This is a genomic window from Ralstonia sp. AU12-08 (assembly GCF_000442475.1).
Lineage (GTDB): Bacteria > Pseudomonadota > Gammaproteobacteria > Burkholderiales > Burkholderiaceae > Ralstonia > Ralstonia insidiosa.
The window spans coordinates 1-25,180 of sequence record NZ_ASZV01000021.1 but is presented as its reverse complement, the minus strand read 5'-3'; the positions used below and the strand labels follow the sequence as shown (position 1 = coordinate 25,180).

The 25,180-nt window shown below is 62.0% G+C and carries 27 protein-coding genes and 1 tRNA gene; 16 read left to right on the top strand and 12 right to left on the bottom strand.

Annotated features, from left to right (window positions below; genetic code table 11):
- Positions 1 to 434: site-specific integrase (locus C404_RS41640; RefSeq protein WP_021194716.1), on the top strand; the 434-nt coding region annotated here is incomplete at its 5' end.
- Between the two features lie 222 nt (positions 435 to 656).
- On the top strand, positions 657 to 914 hold the full coding sequence (locus tag C404_RS59965) for a hypothetical protein (RefSeq protein ID WP_152524439.1): 258 nt from the start codon (positions 657 to 659) through the stop codon (positions 912 to 914).
- Here C404_RS59965 and C404_RS41635 read toward each other — a convergent pair.
- The 3 genes from C404_RS41635 to C404_RS59285 all read right to left on the bottom strand — a co-directional run bounded on the left by C404_RS41635 (position 877) and on the right by C404_RS59285 (position 3,373).
- Positions 877 to 2,024 (bottom strand): IS3 family transposase gene (locus tag C404_RS41635; protein ID WP_152524438.1). Its coding sequence is split into 2 segments (ribosomal slippage): positions 877 to 1,763 and positions 1,763 to 2,024, totalling 1,149 coding nucleotides; the frame shifts between segments, so codons are not numbered across the junction. The two genes, C404_RS59965 and C404_RS41635, sit on opposite strands and share 38 nt — an antisense overlap.
- Positions 1,984 to 2,835, bottom strand: a complete 852-nt coding sequence (locus C404_RS41625; RefSeq protein WP_021194714.1) for a hypothetical protein — start codon at positions 2,833 to 2,835, stop codon at positions 1,984 to 1,986. Before C404_RS41625 ends, C404_RS41635 begins: the two co-directional genes overlap by 41 nt.
- Before the next feature lie 76 nt (positions 2,836 to 2,911).
- Entirely contained in the window at positions 2,912 to 3,373 is a 462-nt protein-coding gene (locus tag C404_RS59285) for a DUF4145 domain-containing protein (RefSeq protein ID WP_235180649.1), read from the bottom strand.
- A 342-nt stretch (positions 3,374 to 3,715) separates the two neighbouring features.
- On the opposite strand from C404_RS59285, the gene C404_RS60460 reads away from it, so the two are divergent.
- Positions 3,716 to 4,516, top strand: coding sequence for a hypothetical protein (locus C404_RS60460; protein ID WP_200863710.1), 801 nt, complete (start codon positions 3,716 to 3,718; stop codon positions 4,514 to 4,516).
- Here the strand turns inward: C404_RS60460 and C404_RS60990 are convergent.
- Positions 4,404 to 5,036: a BRO-N domain-containing protein gene (locus C404_RS60990; protein WP_021194712.1), complete on the bottom strand. Its 633-nt coding sequence runs from the start codon at positions 5,034 to 5,036 to the stop codon at positions 4,404 to 4,406. The two genes, C404_RS60460 and C404_RS60990, sit on opposite strands and share 113 nt — an antisense overlap.
- 261 nt (positions 5,037 to 5,297) lie before the next feature.
- On the opposite strand from C404_RS60990, the gene C404_RS41620 reads away from it, so the two are divergent.
- From C404_RS41620 to C404_RS59950, 10 genes are all read left to right on the top strand, one after another.
- Positions 5,298 to 5,876, top strand: coding sequence for a recombinase family protein (locus tag C404_RS41620; RefSeq protein WP_021194711.1), 579 nt, complete (start codon positions 5,298 to 5,300; stop codon positions 5,874 to 5,876).
- A gap of 285 nt (positions 5,877 to 6,161) precedes the next feature.
- Positions 6,162 to 6,395 (top strand): hypothetical protein, encoded by a 234-nt coding sequence (locus tag C404_RS59960; protein ID WP_152524437.1) that lies wholly within the window; start codon positions 6,162 to 6,164, stop codon positions 6,393 to 6,395.
- Between the two features lie 275 nt (positions 6,396 to 6,670).
- Positions 6,671 to 6,943, top strand: coding sequence for a hypothetical protein (locus C404_RS41615; RefSeq protein ID WP_152524436.1), 273 nt, complete (start codon positions 6,671 to 6,673; stop codon positions 6,941 to 6,943).
- Positions 6,944 to 7,106: 163 nt separating this feature from the next.
- The gene (locus C404_RS41610; RefSeq protein ID WP_021194709.1) at positions 7,107 to 7,373 is read left to right on the top strand and encodes a helix-turn-helix domain-containing protein; all 267 of its coding nucleotides are present in this window, start codon (positions 7,107 to 7,109) and stop codon (positions 7,371 to 7,373) included.
- Positions 7,374 to 7,507: 134 nt separating this feature from the next.
- On the top strand, positions 7,508 to 7,813 hold the full coding sequence (locus tag C404_RS41605) for a hypothetical protein (RefSeq protein ID WP_021194708.1): 306 nt from the start codon (positions 7,508 to 7,510) through the stop codon (positions 7,811 to 7,813).
- Positions 7,814 to 7,841: 28 nt separating this feature from the next.
- Positions 7,842 to 8,522, top strand: coding sequence for a hypothetical protein (locus tag C404_RS59955; RefSeq protein WP_152524435.1), 681 nt, complete (start codon positions 7,842 to 7,844; stop codon positions 8,520 to 8,522).
- Positions 8,523 to 8,747: 225 nt separating this feature from the next.
- Positions 8,748 to 9,254, top strand: a complete 507-nt coding sequence (locus C404_RS41595) for a hypothetical protein (RefSeq protein ID WP_021194706.1) — start codon at positions 8,748 to 8,750, stop codon at positions 9,252 to 9,254.
- Between the two features lie 415 nt (positions 9,255 to 9,669).
- Entirely contained in the window at positions 9,670 to 10,158 is a 489-nt protein-coding gene (locus tag C404_RS41590; protein WP_021194705.1) for a hypothetical protein, read from the top strand.
- Positions 10,159 to 10,227: 69 nt separating this feature from the next.
- Positions 10,228 to 15,000 (top strand): transglycosylase SLT domain-containing protein, encoded by a 4,773-nt coding sequence (locus C404_RS41585; protein WP_021194704.1) that lies wholly within the window; start codon positions 10,228 to 10,230, stop codon positions 14,998 to 15,000.
- 224 nt (positions 15,001 to 15,224) lie between these two features.
- A complete protein-coding gene (locus tag C404_RS59950; RefSeq protein ID WP_152524434.1) occupies positions 15,225 to 15,614 on the top strand; it encodes a hypothetical protein in 390 nt (129 codons plus the stop codon).
- 37 nt (positions 15,615 to 15,651) lie between these two features.
- Here C404_RS59950 and C404_RS41580 read toward each other — a convergent pair whose 3' ends face one another.
- Positions 15,652 to 16,716, bottom strand: a complete 1,065-nt coding sequence (locus tag C404_RS41580; RefSeq protein WP_021194703.1) for a tyrosine-type recombinase/integrase — start codon at positions 16,714 to 16,716, stop codon at positions 15,652 to 15,654.
- 212 nt (positions 16,717 to 16,928) lie between these two features.
- Here C404_RS41580 and C404_RS59945 point away from each other — a divergent pair, with 212 nt between their 5' ends.
- The gene (locus C404_RS59945) at positions 16,929 to 17,900 is read left to right on the top strand and encodes a RipA family octameric membrane protein (RefSeq protein ID WP_064496194.1); all 972 of its coding nucleotides are present in this window, start codon (positions 16,929 to 16,931) and stop codon (positions 17,898 to 17,900) included.
- Between the two features lie 102 nt (positions 17,901 to 18,002).
- Here C404_RS59945 and C404_RS41575 read toward each other — a convergent pair.
- A tRNA-Arg gene (locus C404_RS41575) sits at positions 18,003 to 18,079 on the bottom strand.
- A 657-nt stretch (positions 18,080 to 18,736) separates the two neighbouring features.
- Here C404_RS41575 and C404_RS41570 point away from each other — a divergent pair.
- On the top strand, positions 18,737 to 18,940 hold the full coding sequence (locus C404_RS41570) for a hypothetical protein (RefSeq protein WP_021194702.1): 204 nt from the start codon (positions 18,737 to 18,739) through the stop codon (positions 18,938 to 18,940).
- Positions 18,941 to 18,952: 12 nt separating this feature from the next.
- Here the strand turns inward: C404_RS41570 and C404_RS41565 are convergent, their stop codons facing one another.
- From C404_RS41565 to wrbA, 3 genes are read right to left on the bottom strand one after another with little or no spacing between them, the layout of a single operon-like run.
- The gene (locus tag C404_RS41565) at positions 18,953 to 20,365 is read right to left on the bottom strand and encodes an FAD-binding oxidoreductase (RefSeq protein WP_021194701.1); all 1,413 of its coding nucleotides are present in this window, start codon (positions 20,363 to 20,365) and stop codon (positions 18,953 to 18,955) included.
- Positions 20,366 to 20,371: 6 nt separating this feature from the next.
- Complete coding sequence (locus C404_RS41560; RefSeq protein WP_021194700.1) at positions 20,372 to 20,776, bottom strand: DUF2069 domain-containing protein; 405 nt, start codon at positions 20,774 to 20,776, stop codon at positions 20,372 to 20,374.
- A complete protein-coding gene (gene wrbA, locus C404_RS41555; RefSeq protein WP_021194699.1) occupies positions 20,773 to 21,366 on the bottom strand; it encodes an NAD(P)H:quinone oxidoreductase in 594 nt (197 codons plus the stop codon). The genes C404_RS41560 and wrbA overlap by 4 nt, the downstream gene beginning before the upstream one ends.
- 79 nt (positions 21,367 to 21,445) lie before the next feature.
- On the opposite strand from wrbA, the gene C404_RS41550 reads away from it, so the two are divergent.
- Positions 21,446 to 22,768, top strand: a complete 1,323-nt coding sequence (locus C404_RS41550; RefSeq protein ID WP_021194698.1) for a YihY family inner membrane protein — start codon at positions 21,446 to 21,448, stop codon at positions 22,766 to 22,768.
- A 4-nt stretch (positions 22,769 to 22,772) separates the two neighbouring features.
- Here the strand turns inward: C404_RS41550 and C404_RS41545 are convergent, their stop codons facing one another.
- The 3 genes from C404_RS41545 to C404_RS41535 all read right to left on the bottom strand — a co-directional run.
- Entirely contained in the window at positions 22,773 to 23,090 is a 318-nt protein-coding gene (locus C404_RS41545) for an Mpo1-like protein (protein ID WP_021194697.1), read from the bottom strand.
- Between the two features lie 30 nt (positions 23,091 to 23,120).
- Positions 23,121 to 23,951: an alpha/beta fold hydrolase gene (locus C404_RS41540; RefSeq protein ID WP_021194696.1), complete on the bottom strand. Its 831-nt coding sequence runs from the start codon at positions 23,949 to 23,951 to the stop codon at positions 23,121 to 23,123.
- A partial coding sequence (locus C404_RS41535; RefSeq protein ID WP_021194695.1) for an O-acetylhomoserine aminocarboxypropyltransferase occupies positions 23,951 to 25,180 on the bottom strand: 1,230 nt, incomplete at its 5' end. The genes C404_RS41535 and C404_RS41540, both read right to left, overlap by 1 nt.

Genomic DNA, 25,180 nt, shown 5'->3' with positions numbered 1-25,180 from the left:
AAATGCTGGCCCTGGACTGGGAGTACATCGACTTCCAGCAGCGTACTGCCTACATCCCCAAGACCAAGACCGACACACCTAGGACCGTCCCGCTGTCCACCAAGGCTCTCGCCATCCTCCAGAAGCGTCAGGAGGCGGGCGAGGGCGTTCCGTTCGCTATGCAGGAGGATGCAGTCACGACGGCGTTTATGCGTGCTGTGCGTCGCGCTAGGCGGGTCTACGAGGCTGCATGCCTCACAGAGGGCAAGCCGCCTTCGGCGCGTTGGCTGGTCGGTATCCGCTTGCACGATCTACGTCATGAGGCCACGTCCCGGTTCTTCGAGAAGGGCCTAAGTGTCATGGAGGTGACAACGATTACCGGGCACAAGACGATGGAAATGCTCAAGCGGTACACGCATTTGCGGGCGCATGACGTGGCGCTGAAATTGGGGTAGGGGTGCCAGTAGCTACAACACGAAGATCGCGGACGTGTACTCCTTGTCTGACCGCCCACCGTGCTGGAGTCTGGCTCCTGGCGGGCCTCGCCATGGAAGTGGCTGCTCTCGCTGCGATGGTTCGGGCGGCGGTTAGCCTTCTCGTACTGCCCGGACCACTTGACGCCGCTGATAATGAGTCCGTGTGCTCATAACAGTCATCACCAACAGTGGGAGCCAAGAATGCAGCCGGTCCTTTATCTCGATTACGCAGCAATTCGTAGGTTGAACCTGCATCAACTGATCAGCGAAGCAGTCACCGTCATTGAGCTTGCGGCGCGCACCGGCCTGACGCGCGGCGCCATTCAACATTACAAGAGTGGTTTTCGCAACATCGGTGATGAGGGCGCGCGTAGCCTTGAGGATGGCATGGTGGGCTGCTGCCGGTTCAGTGGACACCGACCTAAGCTTCTCGAGCTTGCTCAAACTGTATCGGACTGACGTAGCCGAGCGTCGAATGCCTGCGCGTCGGATTGTAGAAGCGCTCGATGTAGTCGAACACGTCTGACCTAGCTTGCTCGCGACTGCGGTAAACACGACGCGCCGTTCGCTCGGTCTTCAGGCTGCTAAAGAAGCTTTCCATCGCCGAGTTGTCCCAGACCTCGCCGGCGCGGCTCATGCTACAGGTGATGCCCTGTTCCTTGAGCAACTGCTGGAAGTGCTCACTGGTGTATTGGCTGCCCTGGTCCGAGTGATGGAGCAACTGCACCGGTCGCCCACGTCGCCACACGGCCATCATCAGCGCATCGGCCACCAACTGCGAGGTCATGCTCGATTGCATTGACCAGCCCACCGCCCGGCGCGAGTACAGGTCCAGCACCACCGCCACGTACAGCCAGCCCTCGGCCGTCCAGATGTAGGTGAAGTCCGCCACCCACTTCTGGTTCGGTGCGTCAGCCTGGAATTGGCGGTCCAGCACGTTGGCCGCAATGGCGCAGCGCTCGCCATGGTCCTTGGGCAAGCCTCGCCGCCTGGGCCTGGCACGCAGGGCCTGCGCCCGCATCAATCGCTCGATACGGTGCAGGCCGCAACGCTCACCCAGCGCCAGCACGTCGTGCCAGACTCGGCGGGCACCGTAGGTGCGGTCACTGCCAACGAAGCTTTGCCGTACCTTCGCCGCCAGCGCTTCGTCTTCCAGGCTGCGACGGCTCCTGGGCCTCACCAGCCACGCATAGAAGCCACTTCGCGAGACACCGAGCGCCTCGCACATCAGCTTGACCGGCCAGGCCACCCGGTGCTTCGCCACGAACTCGAACTTCACAGTGAGTCCTTGGCGAAGTAGGCCGCGGCTTTTTTCAGAATGTCGCGCTCCTGCTTGAGCTTCGCCACTTCCTTCTTCAGTCGCTCGATTTCAGCCTGCTCAGGCTTCATCACCCCCTTGCCGGGGAATGCCTCCTGAGGGTCTTGCGCCGCCTCCCGCACCCACTTGCGCAGCACGTTCTCGTGCACGTCCAAGTCGCGCGCTGCTTGCGACACCGACACCCCTCGCTCTTTGACCAGCCTCACGGCCTCAAGCTTGAACTCCCGGCTGAATTGCCGCCTCGTTCCCATAAACCACCTCCAGTTTCATTTTCCACCTTAACAAGGCGTCCATGAAACCGGCAGCAGCCCAGTGTTGCTCGTCGTCAAGCGCATCGAGTGCCGCTCGCGCTTCCGAAAGAAGGGCGCAAACATCGGAGTTCAAATGCGTTCGTAGTACGAGTTGCCCCGCCGTTCGCCTGAATAGAGTGGGGTGCCTTTGTATTCGTTGCTCTTGCCCGATGGTCGGGAATTGCTCGTGCCAGATGCAAACGTCCGGTGGTCGGGGCACTGTGCGACTGCCGCCCACGATGTAGCGGTTACTCTGCCGAACGTAGCTAGTAACAATGAAGCTAGGGTTGCTGGCGGTCGTCACCTTGCGCACAAGGATCACGGTGTGGTCAAGGGCGCGACGCAGCGCACCAATGAACTTAGGGATGTGAGATTCATCGCTGCCTGTGAGGCTGCATTTTCCGTCGCCCAGGAAGAGTATCTGTAGCAGCGTAGTAGCGGTTCCCTCCGCCTGCATCTCGGCTTCCACCTCGCCCTGCCCAGGGATGAATGCTGTGGTAGACACTGTGTCGAGCCTAGGCACGATGGCATCCCGCCCACTGCCTTTCACCTTTTGCATAAAGATACGCGCCAATGCTACTGGTGAAGCTCGCATGAACGAAGCTTCGAGCTTTGAGAACACGGTGGTGTTGCAGTAACCGCATACTAGATTCTTCAGCATGAATCTGCGGTCATCCCCACCTAGTCCTTTCGGGAACAGGTGCTCGTCAGTAAAGGGGCGAGCCTGCTTGCAGTAGATGCACGTACGCGCGGTGCCTGCTAGCTTAGTCATGGTCGCTGCAGCTTGATTGCCGTCTTCTACAACGGCGGGTAAGGAGCTGCCCTAGCCGGTAGAGCAGCCAATCTACCTAGGACTGATTGTCTTCAATCTTCCGGTCCTCGTCTGGAACGCGCCCCTTGCTTCTGACCAACGCAAGGACCGACTCTCGGTCATCGTAGAAGTCTTCCAGGATGCGCTGGGCGTATTGCCGTGCAGCCTCCACATCGACCTCGGGTATTTCCCGCCATTCCTCATGTAACACGTCGTTGCCTAGCACTCGAATTTCATCGTGGGCTTTTCGTTGGCGGGAGGCTGTAATTGCACCGTCCGCCGCCGCAGCGTCTATCTGCTGTTCGAGGTTGGTTCCTCGCTTCTCCTTGTAGCCGTTGGCCCGTAGAGTTTTGTCTAGCACTGAGCGAAACATCCCCGCAGCGGCTCGGTAGCATCCGGCAGCAAGGCAGCGCTCTCCCTCACGGAATTCTTTGGTAATGCCTGCTGGCACGTCGGAAGGTAGTTTCAGGCTGCCTTTTGATTCAGGATAGAAGTCCAAAAGCTCCGCTGCTCGGGTACTTCCTCTCTGCGAGACGTGAGTAGCTAGCGCACCAGCGCCGCACCCAAGGCACCTCAACAGTCGATAAGTTTCGACCAACGTGAGACTGACCGGTCGTCTAAACTCCCCGATCTGGTGTCCCTCGGGGGTCGCATCCACGAACATTGACAGGGCACCGCCGCAGGTCATGCAATGTGCCTTGATGTTTCCGGTGTTGGTGTCTAGATCGGCCATGTATGAAGTCAGTAGCGAAGGCGATAGTATGGCTGGTGAATCATGCTGTAGCGTACACGCTCAATTATCAAGCCGCATAGCCATAAGACTACGCTGAGAAGGAGTGCTATGCCGGATAAAGGAAGCAATGACAAGAAGGAGCGGGAGAGGCTTTTCTTCGAGCACACGCAGGCACTACTCCCGGAGCTTTGGCCGAAGGGCTGCACGGACGCGTCGGGAGAGAACCCCGACGTAGTTGTGCAGACCCCCCAAGGCAGCTACGGCGTCGAAGTGACAGAGTTAATGGACGAAATGGTGAAAGCCCATGAACAAGCGCAGCGGCGCATCTGTTCGTTGGCGCAGGGAAGGCTAGGGGATTCTCGTTTCAAGCAAGGCTTGGGCGTGATGGTAGCCTTCAAGCAGGGACTCGATCTGTCTGGCAAGCCGAAGCGTAGTCGGGCGGTGGAGCAACTTGTCGGCATTGTCGAGGGCGCGCTCTCTCACGCTCCAGATGGCGTGTGGAAGCAGCGAATTGAGTGCTGGAGTAGCCCTCATCAATCAGAGTTCTTCCGCGACGTTTGGCTGCACTACCATCCCGCTTTGCCCAGATCATTCTGGCAACCTGTGACTGCGTGGTGGGTCCCTATGCTTAAGCCCGATGCCCTCGCGCGGCGGATCAGTGAAAAGGAAAGACGCATCCCTGACTATCTGCTGCGGGTTGACCGCGTGTTTCTTCTGCTAGTTGCGTACGGGTTTGACGGGTCATCAGCGGTTCAAGTTGGTGACAGTGCGCTGTCTGCGAAGTACCGAACAGCGTTCACTGGGGTTGTGCTACTCGACTACGCGGCAAATCGGGTTCATTGCCTTCAAACGATAAGCAGCCAAATCGGCGACTCCGGACCGGCAGAAACACCTCGGACCAAAATTTGATCGGCATTTCTGCGGGGGCTGCGCCGCCCGTGCAGCAGCCAATGTCCCCGTGTGCCGGGGTGCCTGTGCGGTCATGCACCTCAACCTTCGGGGCTTGCTCCGCAACCGTGGCCTCCAGCTCCAGCACCTTCTCCGTGTACCCGAGCAGCAGGGTACGCAGGGATGCTGGGTCGGATAGGTCAGCGGTGGCCTGGGCAGGTGCCCCGTAGCTGCCGCTCTTGCGGATGCTCGGAAGCACCGTGCCGACCACCCACTCCTCGAACGCTTCCGCGCCGGGGAGTTTCGAGCGCATCACGAGGCGGTAGACATCGCGCTCGGGGATGATCTGGACATGCCGAACCTGACCCGACGAAACGTCGGAGCAGGTCGTCACCGCCTTACAGTGCCGAGCAACCGCCGCATTCGCGTCGGCATACCCCAACACATTCGCCACATCCCGAGCCACGAACCAGGGTTCTCCGTCGCGCTCAATCACCCGGACGTTGCTACCCCGGAAATCAAAGGGGACGATGCTGGGCATACGCGGCGCGCATGGAATTGAACACGGCGAGCCGGAAGGCAGCGTGGTTCATGAACCCGTGGCGGCGGGCAAAAGCGTTCAGCTTTCGGGTACCACGTTTGCCGCTACGGCTACCGCCGACGCTGGCGGTGCTGCTCGGTAATCAATCGTCCGTTTCCCTACCGGCCGGCTGAGCCACAAGCGGCTGGTAAGAAAGTCCTTGTAAACAAGTTCATTACCACCTACGATTGCTTCCACGTTTGATTACCAACTGGAGCAGTCATGTCTCGCACGTTCCTTTACGCCCGTGTCTCCACGGCGGAGCAGACCACGGACAACCAGCTACTCGAAGTCAAGGCCGCAGGGTTCGACGTACAGCCCCGCCGCATCATCACGGAGACTATCTCCGGTAGCGTGCCAGCGGGCGAGCGCCCCGGGTTCTCGAAGCTGCTGGACAAGCTGGATGACGGTGACACCCTTGTGGTGACCAAGCTGGACCGGCTGGGCCGCAACACTGGCGACGTGCTGGCGACGATTGAGAAGCTGGCCACCCTTGGGGTGCAGGTTCATTGCCTTGCGCTCAAGGGTGTGGACTTGACCAGCGCATCCGGCAAGCTGCACATGACCGTCCTGGCAGCCGTGGCTCAGTTCGAAAAGGACTTGTTGATCGAGCGGACTCACGCTGGGCTGGCGCGTGCCAAAGCCGAGGGCAAAAAGCTGGGCAGGCGCGATGCCTTGACCGACGGGCAGAAGGCTGAGATACGCCGCAAGCTGGCGCAAGGAGCGACAGCGAGGGGATTGGCTAAGGAGTACAAGGTCTCGCATCCCACCATCCTCAAGCTGGCAGATGCTCACCCCTGAGCGCCCTCATGCTCGGACCTGCACACACGAGAGCGGTATTCCGGGAGCCTCAAATCCTCCGCACCAATCGGCCACCTTCGGGTGGTCTTTTGTTTCTGTGTCCCCATTAGTACTAATAAGCGACTTCCTGGGCATGCCCCCTGCGGACAAAGAGCGCATCGCCTCGGCGTATCCGCGTCCCACTCTGACAAACCGCACGCCGCATTTTGTGCTCCTCCGCGGACGGAGAACCGTCCGCCCTTGCCCGTTGAGCGGTTCCACCGCACCGAACCATAGGAGAGCTACATGAGCCGTACCAGCAACCACCCGCTTGAACACAACGCTGTCGAGCGGGCGTATTTCACCCAGCAACTGCCACGCACGTCCACGATGGCCGCAGCGGCGTACCGCCGTGCAGTCGAGGCATTGACTGGAAGCTTACCGTCGTGGGCACAGCGAGCTAAACCCGGCCGCAAGAAGGGCATTGACCCAGTAGGGCGCCCGCTTGTAGCTTCCCGGCACAGCGTAGACGGCGGTTGACTACGCTAAGGAAGTCGCGCGTGTACGGTGCATTCGCAGGGCGCAAAGAGATGGAGCCGAGAATCAAACATACAAGACTACGACCGGGCGAACAGAGGAGGCACCAGCTATCGGCCACTTTGGGAACATACGATCTTGCCCAGGATCGTCGGATACGGGCCGAGCTAGTCTTACTAGGTGGCTCACTTGGTGCCGCATGTCGTAGACACCCCGGAGCCGGTCATCAGGAAGCCACCGGCTGCAGAAGTTTCATCGCTCGGGATGAGTTGCATCTGGTGAGCAACGATCAGCCCAGCAACAAGGAGCTGGAGTTGATTGCCCAGGTGATCGACTTCGGAGCTGACAACCGTGAGTTGCGCGAGAGGCTTCCCGAAGGTCTGTACCAGGGAGTTTTGAACGCAGCTTTCAAGGTATTGCACGACGAGTACCAGCAGCTACGCAGAGCGCGCGATACCGGGACCACCCTGGAGTACCTAAAAAGGTTGCAGGAGCAGCCACGGTACAAGCGGCTGGTTATGGACCGCGAACTGGATGCCCACGTGCTGTAGGAGAGCCAGTTATCCACAGACGGAAACCTTTAAGGAACCCAAGGTGGAGCAATGCTTCGCGGGCGATGTGCTTAAAAATTGAGCGGTCAGCCATGCGGGTTCACAGGTAATTGGCATCCCCGAAATTCTTTCGTTGTATCAAAACTGAACAGCACTAGCAGAAATGACATGCAAGATCACCCTCAGCCGCGAGCAGATGCTCGACGAGCTGGCCCCGACGATTGGCGAGACCGTGCGCTATCGCGTTCAGCGGACGCTGGATGCGCTGCAAGGCGATTCGATGGGCTCCTTGCTAGAGCGCGTAGTGGCCCAGGCCGAGCAGGCAGCTATCGACGCCGTAATGGCCCACGTCGGTGGCAATCAATCACTGGCTGCGGAGCACCTTGGGATCAGTAGGGCAACGTTGATCCGTAAGCTCCGGGCTACGTAGCACAACCAACCGCCGGAGGGGGGAGGCGCGCAGCAGCGCATCGCCTCCACTAGAAGGGCCGCGCGAGCGGCCTTTGTCACATCTGGAGCACGGCATTCGCTGCCGACTCAGAACAAACAGGAGAACTAGAACGGATGTACATGAAGAAAAGCATGCGTGACCACAACGGACGCGCGTTCCCAGGCAAGCCTTCGCGGCACGAGTTCATGCAGGACATGCGCGCATCGATTCGAGAGCGGCAGGACGGCCAATGCGCCGACTGTGGGCAACCCGTGGATCGCTTCGGTGGCGAGGCATGGCAGTGGGTGCAGGACTGGAACCTGTGCAAGACGCGAGGCTACGACTACCCACCGATTGATCGGGCAGCGAGCCGCATGGTCTGCAAAGGATGCGGCGAGCCGAAAGGCTGCGCTTCCGAGGACATCTTAGGGTCGGTATGACAGGCACCGCCAAGCGCGCACCCTGGCTATGAGTTCGCCGCACGGCAGCACTCGCAAATCCGACCCTTCCTTCGTCTTGCACCGCGTACCCGCCTTTTCCAAGGTGCTATCGCGCCGCCATAGAGAGGTGGCGATGCGGGATGGTGCGTTTGCTGAAGCGCTGCGCAAGCAGACGATGTACCCCGAACGAATCGACGCGCTGATCGCTGGACGGACATGGTTCATTGGTAAGCCGTGCAAGACGTGCGGATCCAGTAGACGAAGGGTGCGTGACTGTGCCTGCTATGACTGTCGACTGAAGCGCCGTCCACTGCGGCTCGACCACAAGAATCGAGCGTACCCATGGCCTGCAACGTATTCGCGAGCTGGCTGGAAATGGCGACTGGATGCGATTCGCCGGGAGAAGGCTGGCGAGGTGCGGCAGTACGTCGCGGGTGCCTGGAACGGCAACGGTCCCGACACGCGCTGGTACGGCACGGAGACGCCCACAGGCCGCATGTCGGTACGCTGCGCTGCTGCAACCTGGGACGTGCCGGGCTTGCCCAAGATGGCGCGAACGCAGTTCACCGACGAGGTGTTCGGGTACGAGCCGCCGATACGTCGTTTCGAGTGCGCGGACTTACGGCTGTACCCAGGTAAGCAGTTGCATTTGCTGGCCGAGCGCAACCCCGCCCTCCAGGAACTGTTGAAGCAGGCAGGGCGCGTCTAAACGAGTCTAGGCGCTCCGCGACAGCAACAACGCAGGACACACGCGGCAAGTGCCTGCAAGCCGCCTACGGGCCTCCTCCGGTCCGCAGATAGCCCTCTGAGATGGGCTGTCATCACCAACCTCTACCACCACCCGACCAACTGCTGTGCGCCGCCCTGAGCGTGCAGTGGCTATACACGCAGCGCGGACAACCCGCGCCGCCATCTACCCTCAAGGAGATACCTCATGAGTAACACTACTTCCACTCCCAAGCTGGAATCCAACGCAGCCCTCACCGAGCAGCAACACGACGTTGCGCTTCTAGAAGCCGAGTGGGGAGCGGCCCGCCGAGCGGACTACATGGCTTTCCTCTGGAAAGACGCCATCAATCGCATGACCGACGATGAGAAACAGGTCCAACTGGACGCGCTGTGCTGGGAATGGTGGGCGCGCACGCGCGGCACAGACACATGCAAACATGACTGGGACGCGCTGTTCGCCCTGCTTCATCCGCTGTACGTCTGGTGGCGGGAAGAAGATCATGCGCGCTTCGTGGTTTGGCAACAGCGGAAGACACAGGAGCGCGGCCAGGGGCAGGCCATGCACGAACAGTACCGCCGGGAGCACCCGAAGCATCCCGCCCTGGTGGCGCTGGAGAGGTGGGAGCAACCGGCAAGCGAGTTCCGCCTGTCCGAGCAATTGAGCGCCGCGCGGGGCACGCTGGCTTTGCTGGAGGTAGTCCAACCCGCGTGAGCGTGGCGGGTATGCAACGCCAATGCTTGGGCCGACGGTCTGCACAGCAGTTGACACTGCGGGCATGCAAAGGGCGGGGCGCTTGGACCCACTGTCAACGTTCGAGAGTTGCGGGACAAATCGCTCGCTGAGTGCGTGCTTGTCGGAACGTACGCACGTCACTAGACTCCGCGCCGTCGCGTAGACAAACGCGACCGGGCTTGGCCGCTCGGGATCAATAGGCGCACAGCCGCCATGCGCGGCATTACTATTCGTGCGTTGCCTTCGCACGCCCTTTCAATGGCGGGCCGAGGCGGGGACACCTTCGGGTGTGCCGGTTTCCTATTGACCGGTCGGCCAACCTCGCCTTCGGCCCGCCGCCCGTATCTTGGCCGATGCACGGCGGGCCTCCATTCACTCAATAGGAGGCCGCGTCATGCGCCACGCCGTCGCTTGTCCTGAGCAAGCCCGTCATTTCCAAACCGCCCCTCAATCCGGCTACCCCAAGTGCGAGGTAGAGGCCGCGTACAACCTCGGCAAATTTGCCGCGACGTATTGGCCCGCTGCACGTAAGGCGTTGCCAGCAGGGGCGACCATCGGCGACTACCGCATTAAGTGCGAGGCCGATCTGCTGGCGACCTTCTCGCCCGATGGGCATGGCCTCCTAGACCCGTTTCTCGATGGGTTCAACGACGAAGTTGCCCAACGCGCCATGCACCGCATGCCCGGATTCGAGGACGCCCGCGAGGTGCTGGTCGCAGAGGCTCACATGTACGAGCAACAGCACCTCGACGCCAGCGCTGCGCACGAAGCTGCGTGGCAGGCCATCGCGCACTTGCGTGACGCTGACGTGCAAGCGCATGCGCGGTGCGTTCGTGCAAACAGGGCTGTGATGGCCTTCGATGCGCTTGCTGCTTCTGCATAGACGAAGAAACAACCTCATCCATTCACAAGGGCTGGCTACACGCTGGCCCTTGTCACATCTGGAGAACCTATGAAGTTTCAACCGACCGACGATCAACTGTCCAAGGCGCAACAGCAGGACGACAAGCTCGGCCTGCCACGCGGTACCACCGCGCGCCAGATCACCCAGGAGTCCGGCTGGAATCCGAATGCAGTATCGTCCAAGGGGGCGATGGGTTATGTACAGGTCATCCCCAAAACGCTCTCCAAGCTGGAGCAGCGACTTAACATGAAGCTGGACCCGTCGAACTTCGACGACGCCCTCACCATCCACGGCGAGGTGATGGGCGAGAACTTGCGCCAGTTCGGCAACACACCTGATGCCCTGCGCGCGTACAACGCGGGCTGGAAGCGCGAGAACTGGGACAACCCCGAGACGAACGGTTACGTCGAGACGATCCTCGGCAATACTGCCGTTACGCCGCGCGCCGCTGCCGCAGGTAGTGCGGCGGGGAGCCTGCGTGAGAAGCTGACCCTGGCAGACCGTCTGCGCCCGGAGTTCCAACAGAAGGCCGGACAGGACGCAGCCACCAGTAACGCTGCCCAACTGGCCGAGATTGGCCGCACAGACAACGGCGGCGTCCTAGATCGTATCGAGCAGGAAGGCGCTGCGCAGATTGCCGACACGACGCATCAGGCAGGTATGGTCGATGCGTTCACGCAGGGTGCTATCTGGAGCAACCTCACTGGGCGTCTTGGGGACGTGTTCCGCCGCGAGGCCGGTACTCCCGGTTGGTCGATGAGCGCAGCTCAGCGTGACTCTATGCGCAACGAGACGCCGGGTGTCTGGATGAACGACGACCTCCGCAACTACGTGCTGGGGGCGGGCAGTGACGCCGAATGGGCACGCCGCATGGGCTGGGCGCAGGAGCGCGCCGAGTTCTTGCATCGCTTGGACAACACCCGTGGGATGCGAGGCGTGGGAGCACGGACGATGATGTTTGCGGCAGGTCTAGGCGATCCCGCAATGCTGGTCGGCACTCTTGGCCTGGGCGCGGCGGTATCCAGCCTGCGCACCGCGAATGCCATCCGTGCGGTAGAGGCCGCCGGTGTGGCAGCACGCATACCGAGCCCGCTGTCGGCCATTGCGTCGGCAGCCGCTGAGAACGTCGTAGCCGACGTAGCCATGCGCAAGCTGGACAACCAGGACATCGAGTGGACTGGCGTAGCGCAGCAGGCACTCGTCGGTGGCGCGCTTGGCGCGATGGGCCATCTGCTGCACACCAAGATGATGGGCCGCGACGACATGCATGTCATTCAGGGGGCTGAGGGCAACCTCCAGTCAACAGTGGACAACGCAGTGAGCCGCGTCTCCGATCCAGCACGCGACAACAGCGGCGGGACCATCGGCAGCGGACTTACCGAAGTAGCAGCACACGACCCGACCGCCCACCTCCAGGAGCAACCGCGTCTTGTGTCAGTCCGTGAGGACGGTACGCTGGTGGACCCGAACGTCGGCAAGGTCGGCTACCCGGACGTTGCATCTAACGCTGGCCGAGACATCCTGGCCGAACAGCAGCACCTGCACGCTGTACCGGAATACGGTGCGATGGCCCGCGAGCAAGGCAAGGTGGGCGACCTCCGCCGCACCGCATCGAACGACACGTTCACGGCCAACGTCACCGAAATGTTCAAGAAGGACCGAGCCGAGACGGGCGCTGTGCGTGCCGAGTACATCCGCGAACAAGCGGTAGCGAAGAACGCGACCGAGCCGCTTGCCTCGACACAAGGCATCCGTGCCGAGCTGGCCCGCATCGCCGAAAGTCAGGACGCACTAGCCGCATCCCTGGCGGTTCGCCTGCGCGACTCCATCCGTGATGACGTTGGCTTCCTTCGCACGGAGCACGAGTCCAACGGAGGCACGTACAGCCTCTCCAACCACTCGATCCGCGTGGGCAGTAAAGCCGACGACTTCGTTGTGCTGCACGAAGCTGCGCACGCGGCCACGGCCTACAAGCTGGAGTACGGTCTGAGCAACCCCAACTCGGCTCACGGCAAGATCGTCAAGGAGCTGGAGGCACTGCGCGAGGAGGCTGCTGCTGCGTTTGAGAAGAACGACCGCATGGCGAAGCACTATCTCGGCAACGTCCACGAGTTCGTGGCGGGCCTGTTTAGCGGCAAGTCCGAGTTCATCAACCTGCTGGCAGGTATGAAGAAGGAAGGTCAGTCCATCCTGGGGCGCCTGTTCAACGGCGTGCGCCGCCTGCTTGGCTTGGACGTGTCCGAGTCGTCCGCCCTGGCGCGGGCAATGAACCTGACCGATCGCTTGCTGGACGAACCTCTGAGCACGACAGTATTCCGCAGTGACGGTCGCCACTTCTCGGTGCTGCAAAGTCCGAACACGCTGCGCGACGAGTCCAAGGCATCGCCGCTGGTGCAAGCCTTCGGCCAGCACATCGCTGACCACCAGGAGCACAAGACCGACGTGTCCCGACGCGCCGAAGCGTGGTACGGCAAGGCCAACATCCTGTGGGATACGCCGGGTCTGGGTAAGCTGCGCCGCGCGCTGGATTCGGTGGGCCTGCGCCTGGGCATGTCGGAGTCCAAGGGCGTACGCCTGTGGTCGTCCATCCTGGGCGAGTCCGCCACCGGGATCAACCGCCAGCATGCAAACTCGGCAGCCATCGACAAGGTCAGGCTCACACACTTGTACAAGCAGGGCTTCATCGAGCTGTACAACCAAATCCTCCCGACGCTTCTGAACGGCAAGGACAAGCTCAAGCTGGCTGCGGGTGGTGGTATGGAAGCCGAGAAGGCAATCGGACGCAAGGTGGCCGAGCTGCGTGAGGCGAAGCGCAAGGAACGGCTGGCAGGCCGCGACAGCGGGAAGTATGAGGACACGCCGTACGGCAAGTTGGCCGCAGCGCTCGACGGCTTCTGGCGCAACATCACGGAGGACTCGCTGCAGGCCGGTGAAGCACTGGGCACGGCCATCCACAACGGGATGGGCTGGCAGGGCCACATGCCCTACCGATGGGACTGGTCAGGCATCCTGGATGCGTACCACAACGACGTGCCGAAGTTCAACGAGTTCAAGGGCCTGATCCGCGAGCAGTACGTGGCGAAGGTGCTGGACCCAATGATGGCGAAGCTACGTGACGTTGGCCCGCAGACGCCCGAGGCATTCGACGCCCTGCACACGGAAGTCATGGAGAAAGTCCGCAACCTGACTGACCGCTACGTGGACATGGTGATGCGCAGCCCCGAGGAGCGCATCCAGCACACCGACAATCACTTCCAGGCAATCGCTGGCGACCTGCTGGCCGAGGACTGGAAGAACGCGAAGGTGACGCCGGAAATGATCTCGGCCTTCAAACAGAGGCTGGCGGAAATTCGTGACGACCGCACGCGCACGGAATTCGACCTCCTGGCGCAGTCACCCAACGGCGTGTCGCTGATGGACTTCTTGGATACGGACCTGGGCCGCATGGTCAATGGGAACGCATCCAAGTTCGCAGGCAGCATCGCCCTGGCCCGTCGTGGCCTCAAGAGCGTGGAGCACATCGACGCCCTCAAGGAAGCCCTGCGCCGCGACGGTGCCAGCCCCAAGGAAATCGACGACATCGACTTCCTGATTCGCAGCCACCAGGACCGCCTGAACAACGGTGAGTCCGCCGTGGCCTCCATGCTCCAGATGGGCGCGCACATGTCGATGATGGGCAAGATCGGCTTCAACGTCCTGGCCGACGCGGCTGGTGTGGTGGCGGCTGTCGGCGTGCGCGGGCTGTTCAAGACACTCGGCACGGGCTTCTCCAAGCTGGAGACGCCGCTCATCAAGCAACTGGCAGAGCAAGCTGGCAGCCTGCTGGGCGTGGACTACCGTCTGCACATGCAGCAGACCTCGGAAGGACACCTCCGACCGGAGAGCCTGCTGGCCGAGGGCAGCACGTTCCGACGCATGATGGACAAGGGCGTCAACGCAGTGAACCACCTGTCCGGCCTGAACCTAGTCGGCAAGATGGTGCACCGGGGCATGCTCCCGGCCATCACTGAGGAAATCTGGCAGCACCTGGCTACGGGCAAGTCCGTGATGGGCGACCGCCGCTTCGCTGATCTTGGCTTCCAAGCCTCGGACATCGAGCGCATCCAGGCACAGATGCAGAAGTACGACGCAGGCCGTGCCAAGGGCGATGCAATCAACTGGGACAAGTGGGACGACCAGCACGCTGCGGACGCCTTCATCGGCGTACTGCACCGGGCGACGTTCCAGTCCATGCAGCGGGCCATGATCGGTGAAGTGCCGCGTTGGGCAGCCGAAGGTGCGCTCGGTAAGGTAGTCAGCCAGTTCCGCCGCTCGGGCCTTCTGGCCTCCGAGAAGCAGATGATGCGCAACCTGTTCATCAACGACTCGAACACCTACACGGCGTTCACCTTTGCGACCGCCTGGGGCGCAATGCTGTACCAAGCCAAGGCCTACACCAACACCATCGGCATGTCCGAACAGCAGCGGGACAAGTACCTCAAGGAGAACCTGTCCGGCTACAAGCTGGCGACCGGCGTGGCGGTCATGGTGAACATGGCGGGCCTCCTGCCTGACACGATGGACGCGGGCTCGCTGATGTTCGGCGGGCAGACGCACGGCAACAGCGGCCCGATTGCAGCCCTGGGCTACCTCCAGAACCTCGGGCGCGGAGTATCCGCTGTGGGCAACGTGGCCTACGGTGCGGCCACCGGCCACAAGCAAGGCAGCGTCGATCCGGTGGACTACTTGAAGGAGGTGAAGCAAGGAACCCGCTGGGTGCCCGGTGCGAACACCATCTTCGGGACGGCGCTGTCGAATGAGCTTGTGAACAACTCGCGGTAGGAGGTTGCGCAGTATTGAGGGTTGGCCCCGCTTCGGCGGGGTCCTTTTCTTGTTGGCACGCTGTCGGTTCAGCCGAGGGTCTAGCAGTTTGACGATCGGATCAAATCGGCCAGAATGCTTCGTGCTCCGACGGTTGCCGACAAATTTCGCATAACAAACGCCTTATGAGATCGCTTTTCCTTTCCCTGATCGCGTGCATCACCTTGGCTGTCTCGCTCCCGGCCATGGCCGATGATCTTCCTTTCTACGAGGCTACGCGCCAATGCAGCGTTTCGGCGGATGCGCACCCGTTTCGCTTGCGCGTGTTGATTGGTGAGCGGACCACGTATTTGTTCGATCAGGACACGGCATTCACCCGTTGCTTATCGCGCGAAGCCGCAGCAAAGGACGAAAACGGCAATCAAAGGAGGCGTTCGCTCGGTGTCCAACTGGAAAACGCTGTACGAATGTGCGAGACCAAATTTGGTCCTATTGGCAGTTTCTTCATTGATTTCGAGCCTGCACGTGATGGCGACTTCAGCGTTCACCGTAGCCCTGATTCCACCAAAGCACATGGTTGCGTTGCGTTCTTTTCGCTCGTTATACAACCAAGGGGATTTGGTGCACAGCGATAACCCCTTGGTCCGGGCGTCGGTTTTGGTTGCTGGGCCTCTAATCCAGCTTCGCCGCCAAGTCCTTGACCTGTAGATGCGTGTAGCGCTGGAGCACCCTGATGTCCTTGTGTCCGGTGATCGAAGCCACTTCCATCGCTGATAGACCTTTCTCGAACATCCGGCTGGTTGCTTCGTGCCGCAGATCATGGAAGTGGAAGTCGTCGACACCGGCCCGTTCCAGCATCCGCTTGAAGGCCAGTTTCAGCGCGTTCGGAGTCACGCCTGGAAACACAGGGCGCTCATCGGGACCATTGAGGGCAGCCGAAGTGTCGTAGGCCATCTGTCGTACGGTCTGTAGCGTAGCCATCGCCTTGAGAGATAGCGCCACGCCTCGGGATGCTCCGTTCTTTGTATCTGTCAAATGGACGGATCGTCCCTCATAGCTGACTTGCCACCACCGCAGGCCCAGCATCTCGCCGCGCCGCATGCCTGTCTCCAGGGCTAAGTCCAGGATGGGGAGCACGTACGGGTTGCGAGTGTCCTCTCCTGCTTGTCGGATCGCAGCTTCCTCCGCTTTCGACAGACGCCGCACACGGGAAGCGGGGTTCTTAGGGCGTCGCACGCTGCGGATCACGCTATCCGGCAGATCGACACCCCATTCATCGCGCGCATGCTTGAGAGCAGCGTTCAGGATGTTCAGTTGGCGGTTGACGGTGCTGCCTTTGACCTGCTCCAGTCGCTGGTCCCGCCAGTCCTGCAAGTCGCGTCGGGTCAGGTTCTCTAAGTGGATCAGGGCGAGCGGGGAGTCCAGTATGCTGCGGACGTGGTACTCCTCTGCGCCGGCCCCTTTCTTCTTTGGCGTCTCTTCGACCAGATAGCGGCGTAGTAGGTCCGCGACGATGTGCGGCCTCGCTTGAAGCTCTGCGGCGAGCTTCGCCTCGGCTTGCCGCTTGGCGGCGGCGCGCGACCGGAGTCTTATGCTGGCCTCGATTCCGAACAGCCAACTCTCAGCCTCTTCGCGGGTCGGGAATGTCTGAGAGAGGGGAGGGAATCCCTTGCGGCGAACCTTCGCCTGGAACGTGGCAGCGCCCGCGTTGTTGGTGCGCTCGGAGATCGTGCCCATGCCTGTCATCCTCTATGTGGATGCACAGGTACTGGGTGCTCTACTGCTCCGTTCCTCAGTGCGAGTTGTGCACCCGTTGCAGGCGCCGTGGCAACTATGCCACTTTTAACCGGGCAAGGCACGGTCACACTGTGTGCCCGAGTCCTCGCAAGTCTAGGCGTCCTTATACTGACGCGAGTCTTCAGGGAACGTTACTAAACATTGGGGTGGGAATGGGGCAGAACGATGCGAAGCCAATAGATCAGGGTGCCTATGATCTCGCGTTTCAAGGGAAACAACGGCGAGCGGCATTGGAACGCGCGCTGGACATCAGAAAATTTGAGATCGAACTTTACTGGAAGCGAGCAACGTACTTTTGGGTTTTCTCGGGCGCTACATTTGCTGGTTATGCGACGCTGGCAGCAAGCAAAGGAGTGGTCGATCAGACCTTGTTGGCGGTGGTCTCGTGCGTTGGATTTATTTTTTCCTTCGCATGGGTTCTGGCTAATAAGGGAAGCAAGCAATGGCAGGAGAACTGGGAAAACCATGTAGACCTGCTTGAGAACGATGTAATAGGCCCATTGTTTAAGACGGTGCTTAGACGTCCCGCTCCGGCACTGTTCGCCCAGGCCTGTAAGGAGGCCATAGCTGGACCAGCTTCATTCTCCGTATCGGCGATCAACCAGATTGTCAGCCTATTTGTTGCCTACATGTGGCTGTTCTTGTTCGGGCGAGCGTTACCTACTTTTGTGCCCCATTGGGAGTACGCGGTGCCAGCGACGTTGGGTGGGCTGGCTTTGATAACGTGTGCGACGTTCGTGTGGGCAGGGCGTACCTATCGGGGGAACCATACCCCCAAGGGGACCCGAAGGACGTCGATCATTCAGGCGCCGACACTGCATGAAGCCGATCTAGGCGACCAGGAAGCGAAATCGCGCCGTGCGGATTCGCCAACGTTACGTCCGCGCGTAGCGCAGCACGTTGTTTTAGTCCTTCTCGGGCTACTAATAGCGTGCGCAGGCAACGCTGGAAAAGATGCTCTGGCGGCGGCATCTAATGGTCCCGAGCAAGCACGCGAGGTATCGGGAAATTCAGTCGTGCCTGACTGCGGTGCCAACGTGATCGGGGGCGTCAAGACGGGTTGGATGGAGCCCCCCTTAAGGTGTCATGCGCGGTCACCGTGTACGACGCAGGGCTGCCGGTAAAATGAGTCACACTGTAGTCACAATGAATTGTGACTACGGCCAACTTTCAACCTACTACCGTTGGATGTGCCTGTCGTAAGCCCTTGATTCTTCTAGAGTCTTTGGCCTGCCCAGAGGGATTCGAACCCCCGACCGTCGGCTTAGAAGGCCGATGCTCTATCCAACTGAGCTATGGGCAGATGTGTGCGCTGCCCAGGCAGGTTAGCGACGAACGGCTTCCGGATGCCTGGGAGGCCGCGATTCTAACAGATGGCGGATGCCGAAAACCGCGGCGCCCTAGCGCTGGGGCGGGATTTCCGGCGGCACTTCGCCCGGAGGCAGCTCGATCGGTGGTGTCAGGGGTTCCGGGTCATGGACGGGATCGTGAGACGGCTCGTCCGGCGGCGGCATCTCGGGTGGTGGATGCGGCGGAGGCTCGTGCGGTGTCGGCGGCGTAATGTGCGCGCGCAAGCGCAACTCGGGCTGGGCGGAATGCATGGATGGCTCCGTAACAGTGCAATGAGGTCGGTTTGGCCCCAATCCGTCCGCAAGCGTCGTTCCCACGCATCATCCAAATGGTGATACCTAAAATGCGTACCCCCCATCAGGGGGATTCTTTGATACATTTCGTGGCGTCGGGTAGTGCCATAACAAGTAACGATTCAACTCGAAATTCCGCGCAATGACGCGGAACGCTGTGCCTACACACGCCAAAAGGGCGTGACGGATGTCTTTTTCGGTTCCGACCAGACGGGAAAACGGGAGTCTTGTTTGGGCAGCCTTGGGAGGCTGCTGTGTTTCGCCGGCAACAGGGAGCCAGGCGAGGCGTCAGCCATGGGGCAGGGAGGAAAGGAAGAATGAGTACACGTCACGCACGACGCCCGGCAGGGGCGTCGCGGTCCACATATGTCCGCAACGCGCAGAGTGGGCGCATTGGCGACCGTTCCAATGCCGCGGGTCACCGCCTGCCACCCAGTGGCGTGCCGCGCCTGCTGCTGTGGCTGTTGGCAGCGACGATTCTCTTTGCGGCGGCAAACTATGCGTTCAAGCTGCTCGGCTGAAGCCGACGCGGCTTACAACACCTTTCCCGGATTCATCAGGCCGCGCGGGTCCAGTGCCTGCTTGATCGCGCGCATGGCTGCCAGTTCGACTGGGCTCTTGTAGCGCGCGTTGTCCTCGCGCTTGAGTTGGCCGATGCCGTGCTCCGCTGAAATCGAGCCGCCATGGGCATGCACGCTGTCATGCACGATGCGGTTGATGCCGTCCTGATGCGCCAGGAAAGCCTCGTGTTCATGCCCCTCGGGCGGTGACACGTTGTAGTGCAGGTTGCCATCGCCGAGGTGGCCGAAAGTCACCATGCGGATGTCGGGGTAGGCCGCCGCCAGCGCGCGGTCGGTCACGTCGATGAAGTCTGCGATGCGCGAGATCGGCACCCCAATGTCGTGCTTGATGTTCTTGCCTTCGTCGGCCTGCGCCAGCGGGATGTGCTCGCGCAGGTTCCAGAAGTCGCGCGATTGCGCCACCGATTCCGCCACCGCCGCATCGTCGATCACGCCGCGGGCCAGTGCGTCTTCCATCAGCGCCTCGAACAGCGCACGGGCGTGTTCTTCGCTCTCCAAGTCGGACAGTTCCAGCAGCACATACTGCGGATACGCCTGCGCAAACGGCACACGCAACTGCGGATAGTGCTTGCGCACCAGTTCCAGACAGAACGCCGACATCAACTCGAAACCCGTCAGCAGCGTGCCCGCATGGCTTTGTGCGAGCGACAGGAATGTTAGCGCCTGACGCGGTGATTGCAATGCCGCCAGCGCTGTGACCTTGGCGCGCGGCTGCGGAAACAGCTTCAGCGTTGCCCCAGTGATGATGCCGAGCGTGCCTTCTGCGCCGATCAGTAGATCGCGCAGGTCATAGCCGGTGTTGTCCTTGCGCAGGCCGCGCAGGCCGTTCCACAGCTCGCCGTTGGGCAGCACAGCTTCTATGCCGAGGCACAACTCGCGTGCGTTGCCGTAGCGCAGGACGGCCGTGCCGCCCGCGTTGGTCGCCAGGTTGCCGCCGATGGTGCAACTGCCCTCGGCGGCCAGGCTCAGCGGGAACAGGCGATCGGCCGCGGCTGCGGCCTGCTGCACGTTGGCCAGAATGCAGCCGGCATCCACGGTGATGGTGTTGTTGATCGGGTCGACCGCGCGCACGCGCTGCATGCGCTGCACCGAGATGACGACCGCGTTGCCTTCCATGTCAGGCGTGGCGCCACCGCACAGGCCGGTGTTGCCGCCTTGCGGGACCATCGGCACCGCGTGCTCACCACACAGCCGCACCAGCGCAGCCACTTGCGACGCATCGGCCGGACGCAGCACCGCACTGGCGCGGCCAGTGAAACGCTTGCGCCAATCGGTCAGATAGGGCGCCTGGTCTTCCGGCGTTGTCAGGACATACGCGGCGCCGATGGCGTCAACGCAAGCTTGCAGAAACGCATCGTGGGTCATGGCGGGTCAGGTGCTCTCTTGGGGGCTTTGCTTGGCGCGTGCTTTGGCCGCACGCTTGAACGGACGCAGATAGAAAATCGTGGCGAAGAAGAACGTCACGCTGAGCACAACCTCCACCCACGCCAGCGATCGCGACAGGCCGGCATCCGACGTTGCACGCACGATGCCCTCCGTAAAGAACAGCAGGATGAACATCGACGCCCACTGCATCGTGTAGCGGTTTTTGCGCAGCACGCCAGGCAGCGGCCACGCCAGCAGCAACGCTTTGAGCGCAAGCCACGAACCGCCCGGGCGCACCGGCGCGAGCCACAGTTCCCACGCGGCACACAGCGCAATCAGCGCGATCAGGCTGCAGACACTCAGCACATACAGTGCTCGGGATTCGACAACAGGTTGATCGGCGAGCGTCATGCTGCGAGCTTCAGGGCGGTCTGGGCAAGCCGGCGGCCCATTGCGGTGGCGAGCGTGCGCTCGTGGGCGGTCAGCGGTGCCGTGTCACCTCGATGCGCGACATGCGATGGCCCATAGGGCGTGCCGCCGGCATCGGTGGAAAGCAGTTCGCTTTGTTGATACGGCAGGCCGAGCACGACCATGCCATGGTGCAGCAGAGGCAGCATCATCGAGAGCAGGGTGGTTTCCTGCCCGCCATGCATGCTGCCCGTGGAGGTGAATACGCAGGCGGGTTTGCCGGCCAGTGCCCCCGACAGCCATTGCGGCGTGGTGCCGTCCAGAAAATACTTGAGCGGGGCGGCCATGTTGCCGAAGCGCGTGGGCGAGCCCAGTGCCAACCCGACGCATTCCTCCAGATCGCGCACTTCCACATACGGCGGGCCGCCATCGGGCACGTCCGGTTGCGTGGCTTCACACACGGTGGAGACGGCGGGCACCGTGCGCACGCGCGCCTGGGCGCCATCCACGCTTTCAATGCCTTGGGCGATGGCCTCGGCCAACGCGCGGGTGCTGCCATGACGGCTGTAGTACAGGACCAGGATATCTTTCATAACAAAGCGTTGAGAGCGTCGCGGTATTATAGTTGCGCCCCCCAATCTCCCTCATTGGCCTTGCGCCGCCTCATTCTTCATGCTTTTTGATCTCCGTGCGCTTCGTCAATGGAATGCCGCCAAGCTGCGTGCGCTGTCGCGTTATGCGTTGCGCCGCGCGGGCGAAGACCGCCTGCCGCAGGTGGCCGGCAGCCTGACGTTTACGACCGTGCTCTCGGTGGTGCCAATCTTGACGGTGGCGTTTGCGCTGTTCACGGCGTTTCCAATGTTCAAGAGCTTTCGTGCGGACATCGAAGGCTACATGTTCAGCAACCTCGTGCCGGGCAACATCAGTCGGCCGATCCTCACGTATCTGAACCAGTTCTCCACCAACGCCAAGGGACTGACGGCTGCGGGCCTGATCGGCTTGGTGGTGACGTCGGTCATGACCATGCTGACGGTCGAGAACGCGCTCAACGCCATCTGGCGCGTGCGCCAACGCCGGCCCTTGGCGCAGCGTGTGCTCGTGTTCTGGGCACTGGTGACGTTCGGCCCGGTGCTGATCGGTGCGAGCCTGTCAGTCAGCTCGTACATGGTGTCGATTTCGGCGGGCTATGTGCACAAGCTGCCGTTCGGCCTGGGCGTGATCGTGGGTGTGGTGCCGATCCTGCTGTCGGCGATTGCGTTTGCGATGCTCTATGTCTTTGTGCCGAACACCTACGTGGCACGGCGTGACGCGTTTCTGGCGGGGCTCATTGCCGCCGTGGCGTTTGAAGTGGCCAAGCGTATCTTTGGTTCCTATGTGGCGCACATTCCCACGTACACCGCCGTTTATGGCGCGTTTGCGACGTTGCCGATTTTCCTGACGTGGATCTACGTGAGCTGGCTGGTCACCCTGCTGGGCGCGACCATTGCATCGACGTTGCCGATCATCCGCCAGGGCTACTGGCAGCGGCGTACGTTTCCGGGCAGCGAATTCTTCGATGCGCTGGGGGTTCTGCTGTTGCTGTACCGTGCACGCGAACAGGCGCCGCGCACGGTGGCTGAACTCGAGATCGGGCGGCGTCTGCAATTGGAGGCGGAATACCTGGCTGACCTGCTGGCCAAGCTCAAGGCGCTGCACCTGGTCGGCAAGCTGCAGCAGGATCGCAGCGAAGCACATTGGGCGCTGCTGTGCGACGCCCATACGACCACGTTGCGTCCGCTCTATGAAAAGCTGGTGCTGAACCTGCCGCGCCTGCCTCGCACGTCGCTGGCGCGGCTTCTTGGGGATACCCAGGCGCTGGCCGCCCAATTGCACAATCCTGCGCTCGACAGCACGCTGGAGAGCGTGTTCGCCACTGGTGAGCGCGGTGTAGCAGCCGCCAGCCAGGCTGCTGCCCCAGCGAAGATGTCGCCGGTGCCGGCTGCTGCTCGCGCCTGATCGCTCAGAAGGGGATCTTCCCGGTCCAGATGTCGCGATACATCACCCAGTCGCCCATGAGGCTGTAGATCGGGTGACGGAAGGTGGCGGGCCGGTTCTTCTCAAAGCCGAAGTGCCCAACCCACGCGAACGCATAACCGCTGACCGCCGCACCGAGCAGCCACCACAGGTTGCCAGTGAAGATCAGCAGGATCAGGCACACCAGAGCGACGCTCGATCCCACGAAATGCAGGCGCCGGCAGGTGCGGTCCTGGTGCTCGCCCAGATAGAACGGATAGAACTCGGCGAAGCTGCTGAAGGTGGGGGTCTCGGTGGTGGCCATGATGCGTCTCCTGAATCCTGGCGGGCGCAGTTACGCGGCAGTTGCAGCAGGCTCTCGCTCGCGCGCAAAGGCAATCAGCGCATCGAGCGTGCCGTCCGGGCATTCTCCCATGACCGCATGTCCGGCAGGCAGACCCACGACGCGGCTGCCTGCCAATCCGGCAGCCACCTGTCGGCCTGCTTTTGCCGGTGTCATCTGGTCCTTCTCGCCAACGATCACGAGTGACGGGCACTGCACGGCCGCCATGGCCTCGGCGCCGCGTGCGTAGCCGTTGCAAGCGGAGAAATCCGTGTGGAAGACGGGGGCGTCGGTGCCGTGCGCCACGCGTTCCATCAGGCGCTGACTGCCGCCGTGCATCCAGAAACCCGGCCCCGGCGCCGACGGTTTGTTGGCGAGGCTGGAATGCGACCAGACGTTCACCATGTCGATCGCGCTGGCCGTGTTGTTGAGCGCCGCGTCGAGCAGCGCATCCGACACCTTCATCGGCCAGGCGGTGGCTACCAGCGCAATGCGGCGCACGCGACTGGCGTATCGTGAGGCGCACTCCAGCGCAATCAGCGAGCCCATGCTGTGCCCGACCACCATCACCGGCTGCGTGACACCCGCGGCTTGGACGAGCGCCATTACCCAGTCGGCCATGGCTTCCACGGTTTGCAGTGGTGTGCCGCCGCTGCGGCCGTGTGCGGGCAGATCCACCGCCAGCACGCTGAAACCGTGGTGCGCGAACCAGCGGGTCTGCAGCCCCCAGACCGAATGATCGTTCTGCGCGCCATGCACGAACACCACGCACGGCAGCGCCGGATTGAACGGCTTGCCACCGGTGTAGGCGTATGCGCGTTCGCCTTGTACGGTCCATTCCATCAGCGGGCTCCGGTTGTGTTGGATGCGGCTTTGCCGGGCGCGGACGACATCGCGCGCTCGGCGGCTTTCAGGCCGCGTTTCAGATCGTCGATGAGGTCGTCGGCGTCTTCCAGGCCAATCGACAGGCGGATCGTGCCTTCGCTGATGCCGGCAGCGGCCAGTGCATCGGCGTCCATGCGGAAGTGCGTGGTTGATGCCGGGTGAATGACCAGTGAACGGGCATCGCCCACGTTGGCCAGGTGCGAGAACAAACCAAGGGACTCGATGAATTGCTGGCCTGCACGCCGATCGCCGCGCAGGTCGAAGCTGAACACGGCACCGCAGCCACGGGGGAGCAAACGCTTGGCCAAGGCGTGGTCGGGGTGCGATTCCAGCTCCGGATAGGCCACGGATGCCACCATCGGATGGCTCGCCAGGAAGGCGGTGATGCGGCGGGTGTTCTCTACGTGGCGAGCCATGCGCAGCGGCAGCGTTTCGATGCCTTGCAGCAACTGCCACGCCGCCATCGGATTCATGCAGGCACCGAAGTCACGCAGGCCCTCGCGGCGCGCGCGCAACAAGAAGGGGGCGACGGTGCTCTCCTCGGCAAACACCATGTCATGGAAGCCCGCATAGGGCTCGGTCAGCTCGGGGTGTTTGCCCGCTGCTACGTAGTCGAAGGTGCCGCCGTCGATCAGCACACCACCGATGGTCGTGCCGTGTCCGCCCAGGAACTTGGTCGCCGAGTGGTAGACGAGGTCTGCCCCGTGCGCGAACGGTTGCAGCAGCCACGGCGTGGTGAAGGTCGAATCGACCAGCAGCGGTACGCCCGCGTCATGCGCGATCGATGCCACGGTCGGAATGTCGAGCACATCCAGCCCCGGGTTGCCGAGCGTCTCGCCAAACAGCAGGCGCGTGTTCGGGCGGATGGCGGCGCGCCAGCCGTCGATGTCGCCGGGCTTGACGAAGGTCGTCTCGATGCCGAAGCGGCGCAGCGTGTAGTGCAGCAGGTTGTGCGAGCCGCCATACAGCGCCGACGAGGCAACGATGTGCGAACCCGCGCCCATCAGCGTGACGATCGCCAGATGCAGCGCCGCCTGGCCAGAGGCCGTGGCGATGGCGCCGACACCGTTCTCCAGCGCAGCCATGCGCTCTTCGAACACGGCGACGGTCGGGTTGGAGATGCGCGAGTAGACGTGACCTGCGCGCTCCATGTTGAACAAGGAGGCGGCGTGTTCGCTGTCGTGAAA

What these genes read in the sequence shown, in the direction of transcription:
- C404_RS59965 (WP_152524439.1), top strand. Translation starts at nt 657, where the DNA reads ATGCAGCCGGTCCTTTATCTCGATTACGCAGCAATTCGTAGGTTGAAC.
- C404_RS41625 (WP_021194714.1), bottom strand. Translation starts at nt 2,835, where the DNA reads ATGACTAAGCTAGCAGGCACCGCGCGTACGTGCATCTACTGCAAGCAG.
- C404_RS60460 (WP_200863710.1), top strand. Translation starts at nt 3,716, where the DNA reads ATGCCGGATAAAGGAAGCAATGACAAGAAGGAGCGGGAGAGGCTTTTC.
- C404_RS60990 (WP_021194712.1), bottom strand. Translation starts at nt 5,036, where the DNA reads ATGCCCAGCATCGTCCCCTTTGATTTCCGGGGTAGCAACGTCCGGGTG.
- C404_RS41620 (WP_021194711.1), top strand. Translation starts at nt 5,298, where the DNA reads ATGTCTCGCACGTTCCTTTACGCCCGTGTCTCCACGGCGGAGCAGACC.
- C404_RS59960 (WP_152524437.1), top strand. Translation starts at nt 6,162, where the DNA reads ATGAGCCGTACCAGCAACCACCCGCTTGAACACAACGCTGTCGAGCGG.
- C404_RS41610 (WP_021194709.1), top strand. Translation starts at nt 7,107, where the DNA reads ATGACATGCAAGATCACCCTCAGCCGCGAGCAGATGCTCGACGAGCTG.
- C404_RS41605 (WP_021194708.1), top strand. Translation starts at nt 7,508, where the DNA reads ATGTACATGAAGAAAAGCATGCGTGACCACAACGGACGCGCGTTCCCA.
- C404_RS59955 (WP_152524435.1), top strand. Translation starts at nt 7,842, where the DNA reads ATGAGTTCGCCGCACGGCAGCACTCGCAAATCCGACCCTTCCTTCGTC.
- C404_RS41595 (WP_021194706.1), top strand. Translation starts at nt 8,748, where the DNA reads ATGAGTAACACTACTTCCACTCCCAAGCTGGAATCCAACGCAGCCCTC.
- C404_RS41590 (WP_021194705.1), top strand. Translation starts at nt 9,670, where the DNA reads ATGCGCCACGCCGTCGCTTGTCCTGAGCAAGCCCGTCATTTCCAAACC.
- C404_RS41585 (WP_021194704.1), top strand. Translation starts at nt 10,228, where the DNA reads ATGAAGTTTCAACCGACCGACGATCAACTGTCCAAGGCGCAACAGCAG.
- C404_RS59950 (WP_152524434.1), top strand. Translation starts at nt 15,225, where the DNA reads ATGGCCGATGATCTTCCTTTCTACGAGGCTACGCGCCAATGCAGCGTT.
- C404_RS41580 (WP_021194703.1), bottom strand. Translation starts at nt 16,716, where the DNA reads ATGGGCACGATCTCCGAGCGCACCAACAACGCGGGCGCTGCCACGTTC.
- C404_RS59945 (WP_064496194.1), top strand. Translation starts at nt 16,929, where the DNA reads ATGGGGCAGAACGATGCGAAGCCAATAGATCAGGGTGCCTATGATCTC.
- C404_RS41570 (WP_021194702.1), top strand. Translation starts at nt 18,737, where the DNA reads ATGAGTACACGTCACGCACGACGCCCGGCAGGGGCGTCGCGGTCCACA.
- C404_RS41565 (WP_021194701.1), bottom strand. Translation starts at nt 20,365, where the DNA reads ATGACCCACGATGCGTTTCTGCAAGCTTGCGTTGACGCCATCGGCGCC.
- C404_RS41560 (WP_021194700.1), bottom strand. Translation starts at nt 20,776, where the DNA reads ATGACGCTCGCCGATCAACCTGTTGTCGAATCCCGAGCACTGTATGTG.
- wrbA (WP_021194699.1), bottom strand. Translation starts at nt 21,366, where the DNA reads ATGAAAGATATCCTGGTCCTGTACTACAGCCGTCATGGCAGCACCCGC.
- C404_RS41550 (WP_021194698.1), top strand. Translation starts at nt 21,446, where the DNA reads ATGCTTTTTGATCTCCGTGCGCTTCGTCAATGGAATGCCGCCAAGCTG.
- C404_RS41545 (WP_021194697.1), bottom strand. Translation starts at nt 23,090, where the DNA reads ATGGCCACCACCGAGACCCCCACCTTCAGCAGCTTCGCCGAGTTCTAT.
- C404_RS41540 (WP_021194696.1), bottom strand. Translation starts at nt 23,951, where the DNA reads ATGGAATGGACCGTACAAGGCGAACGCGCATACGCCTACACCGGTGGC.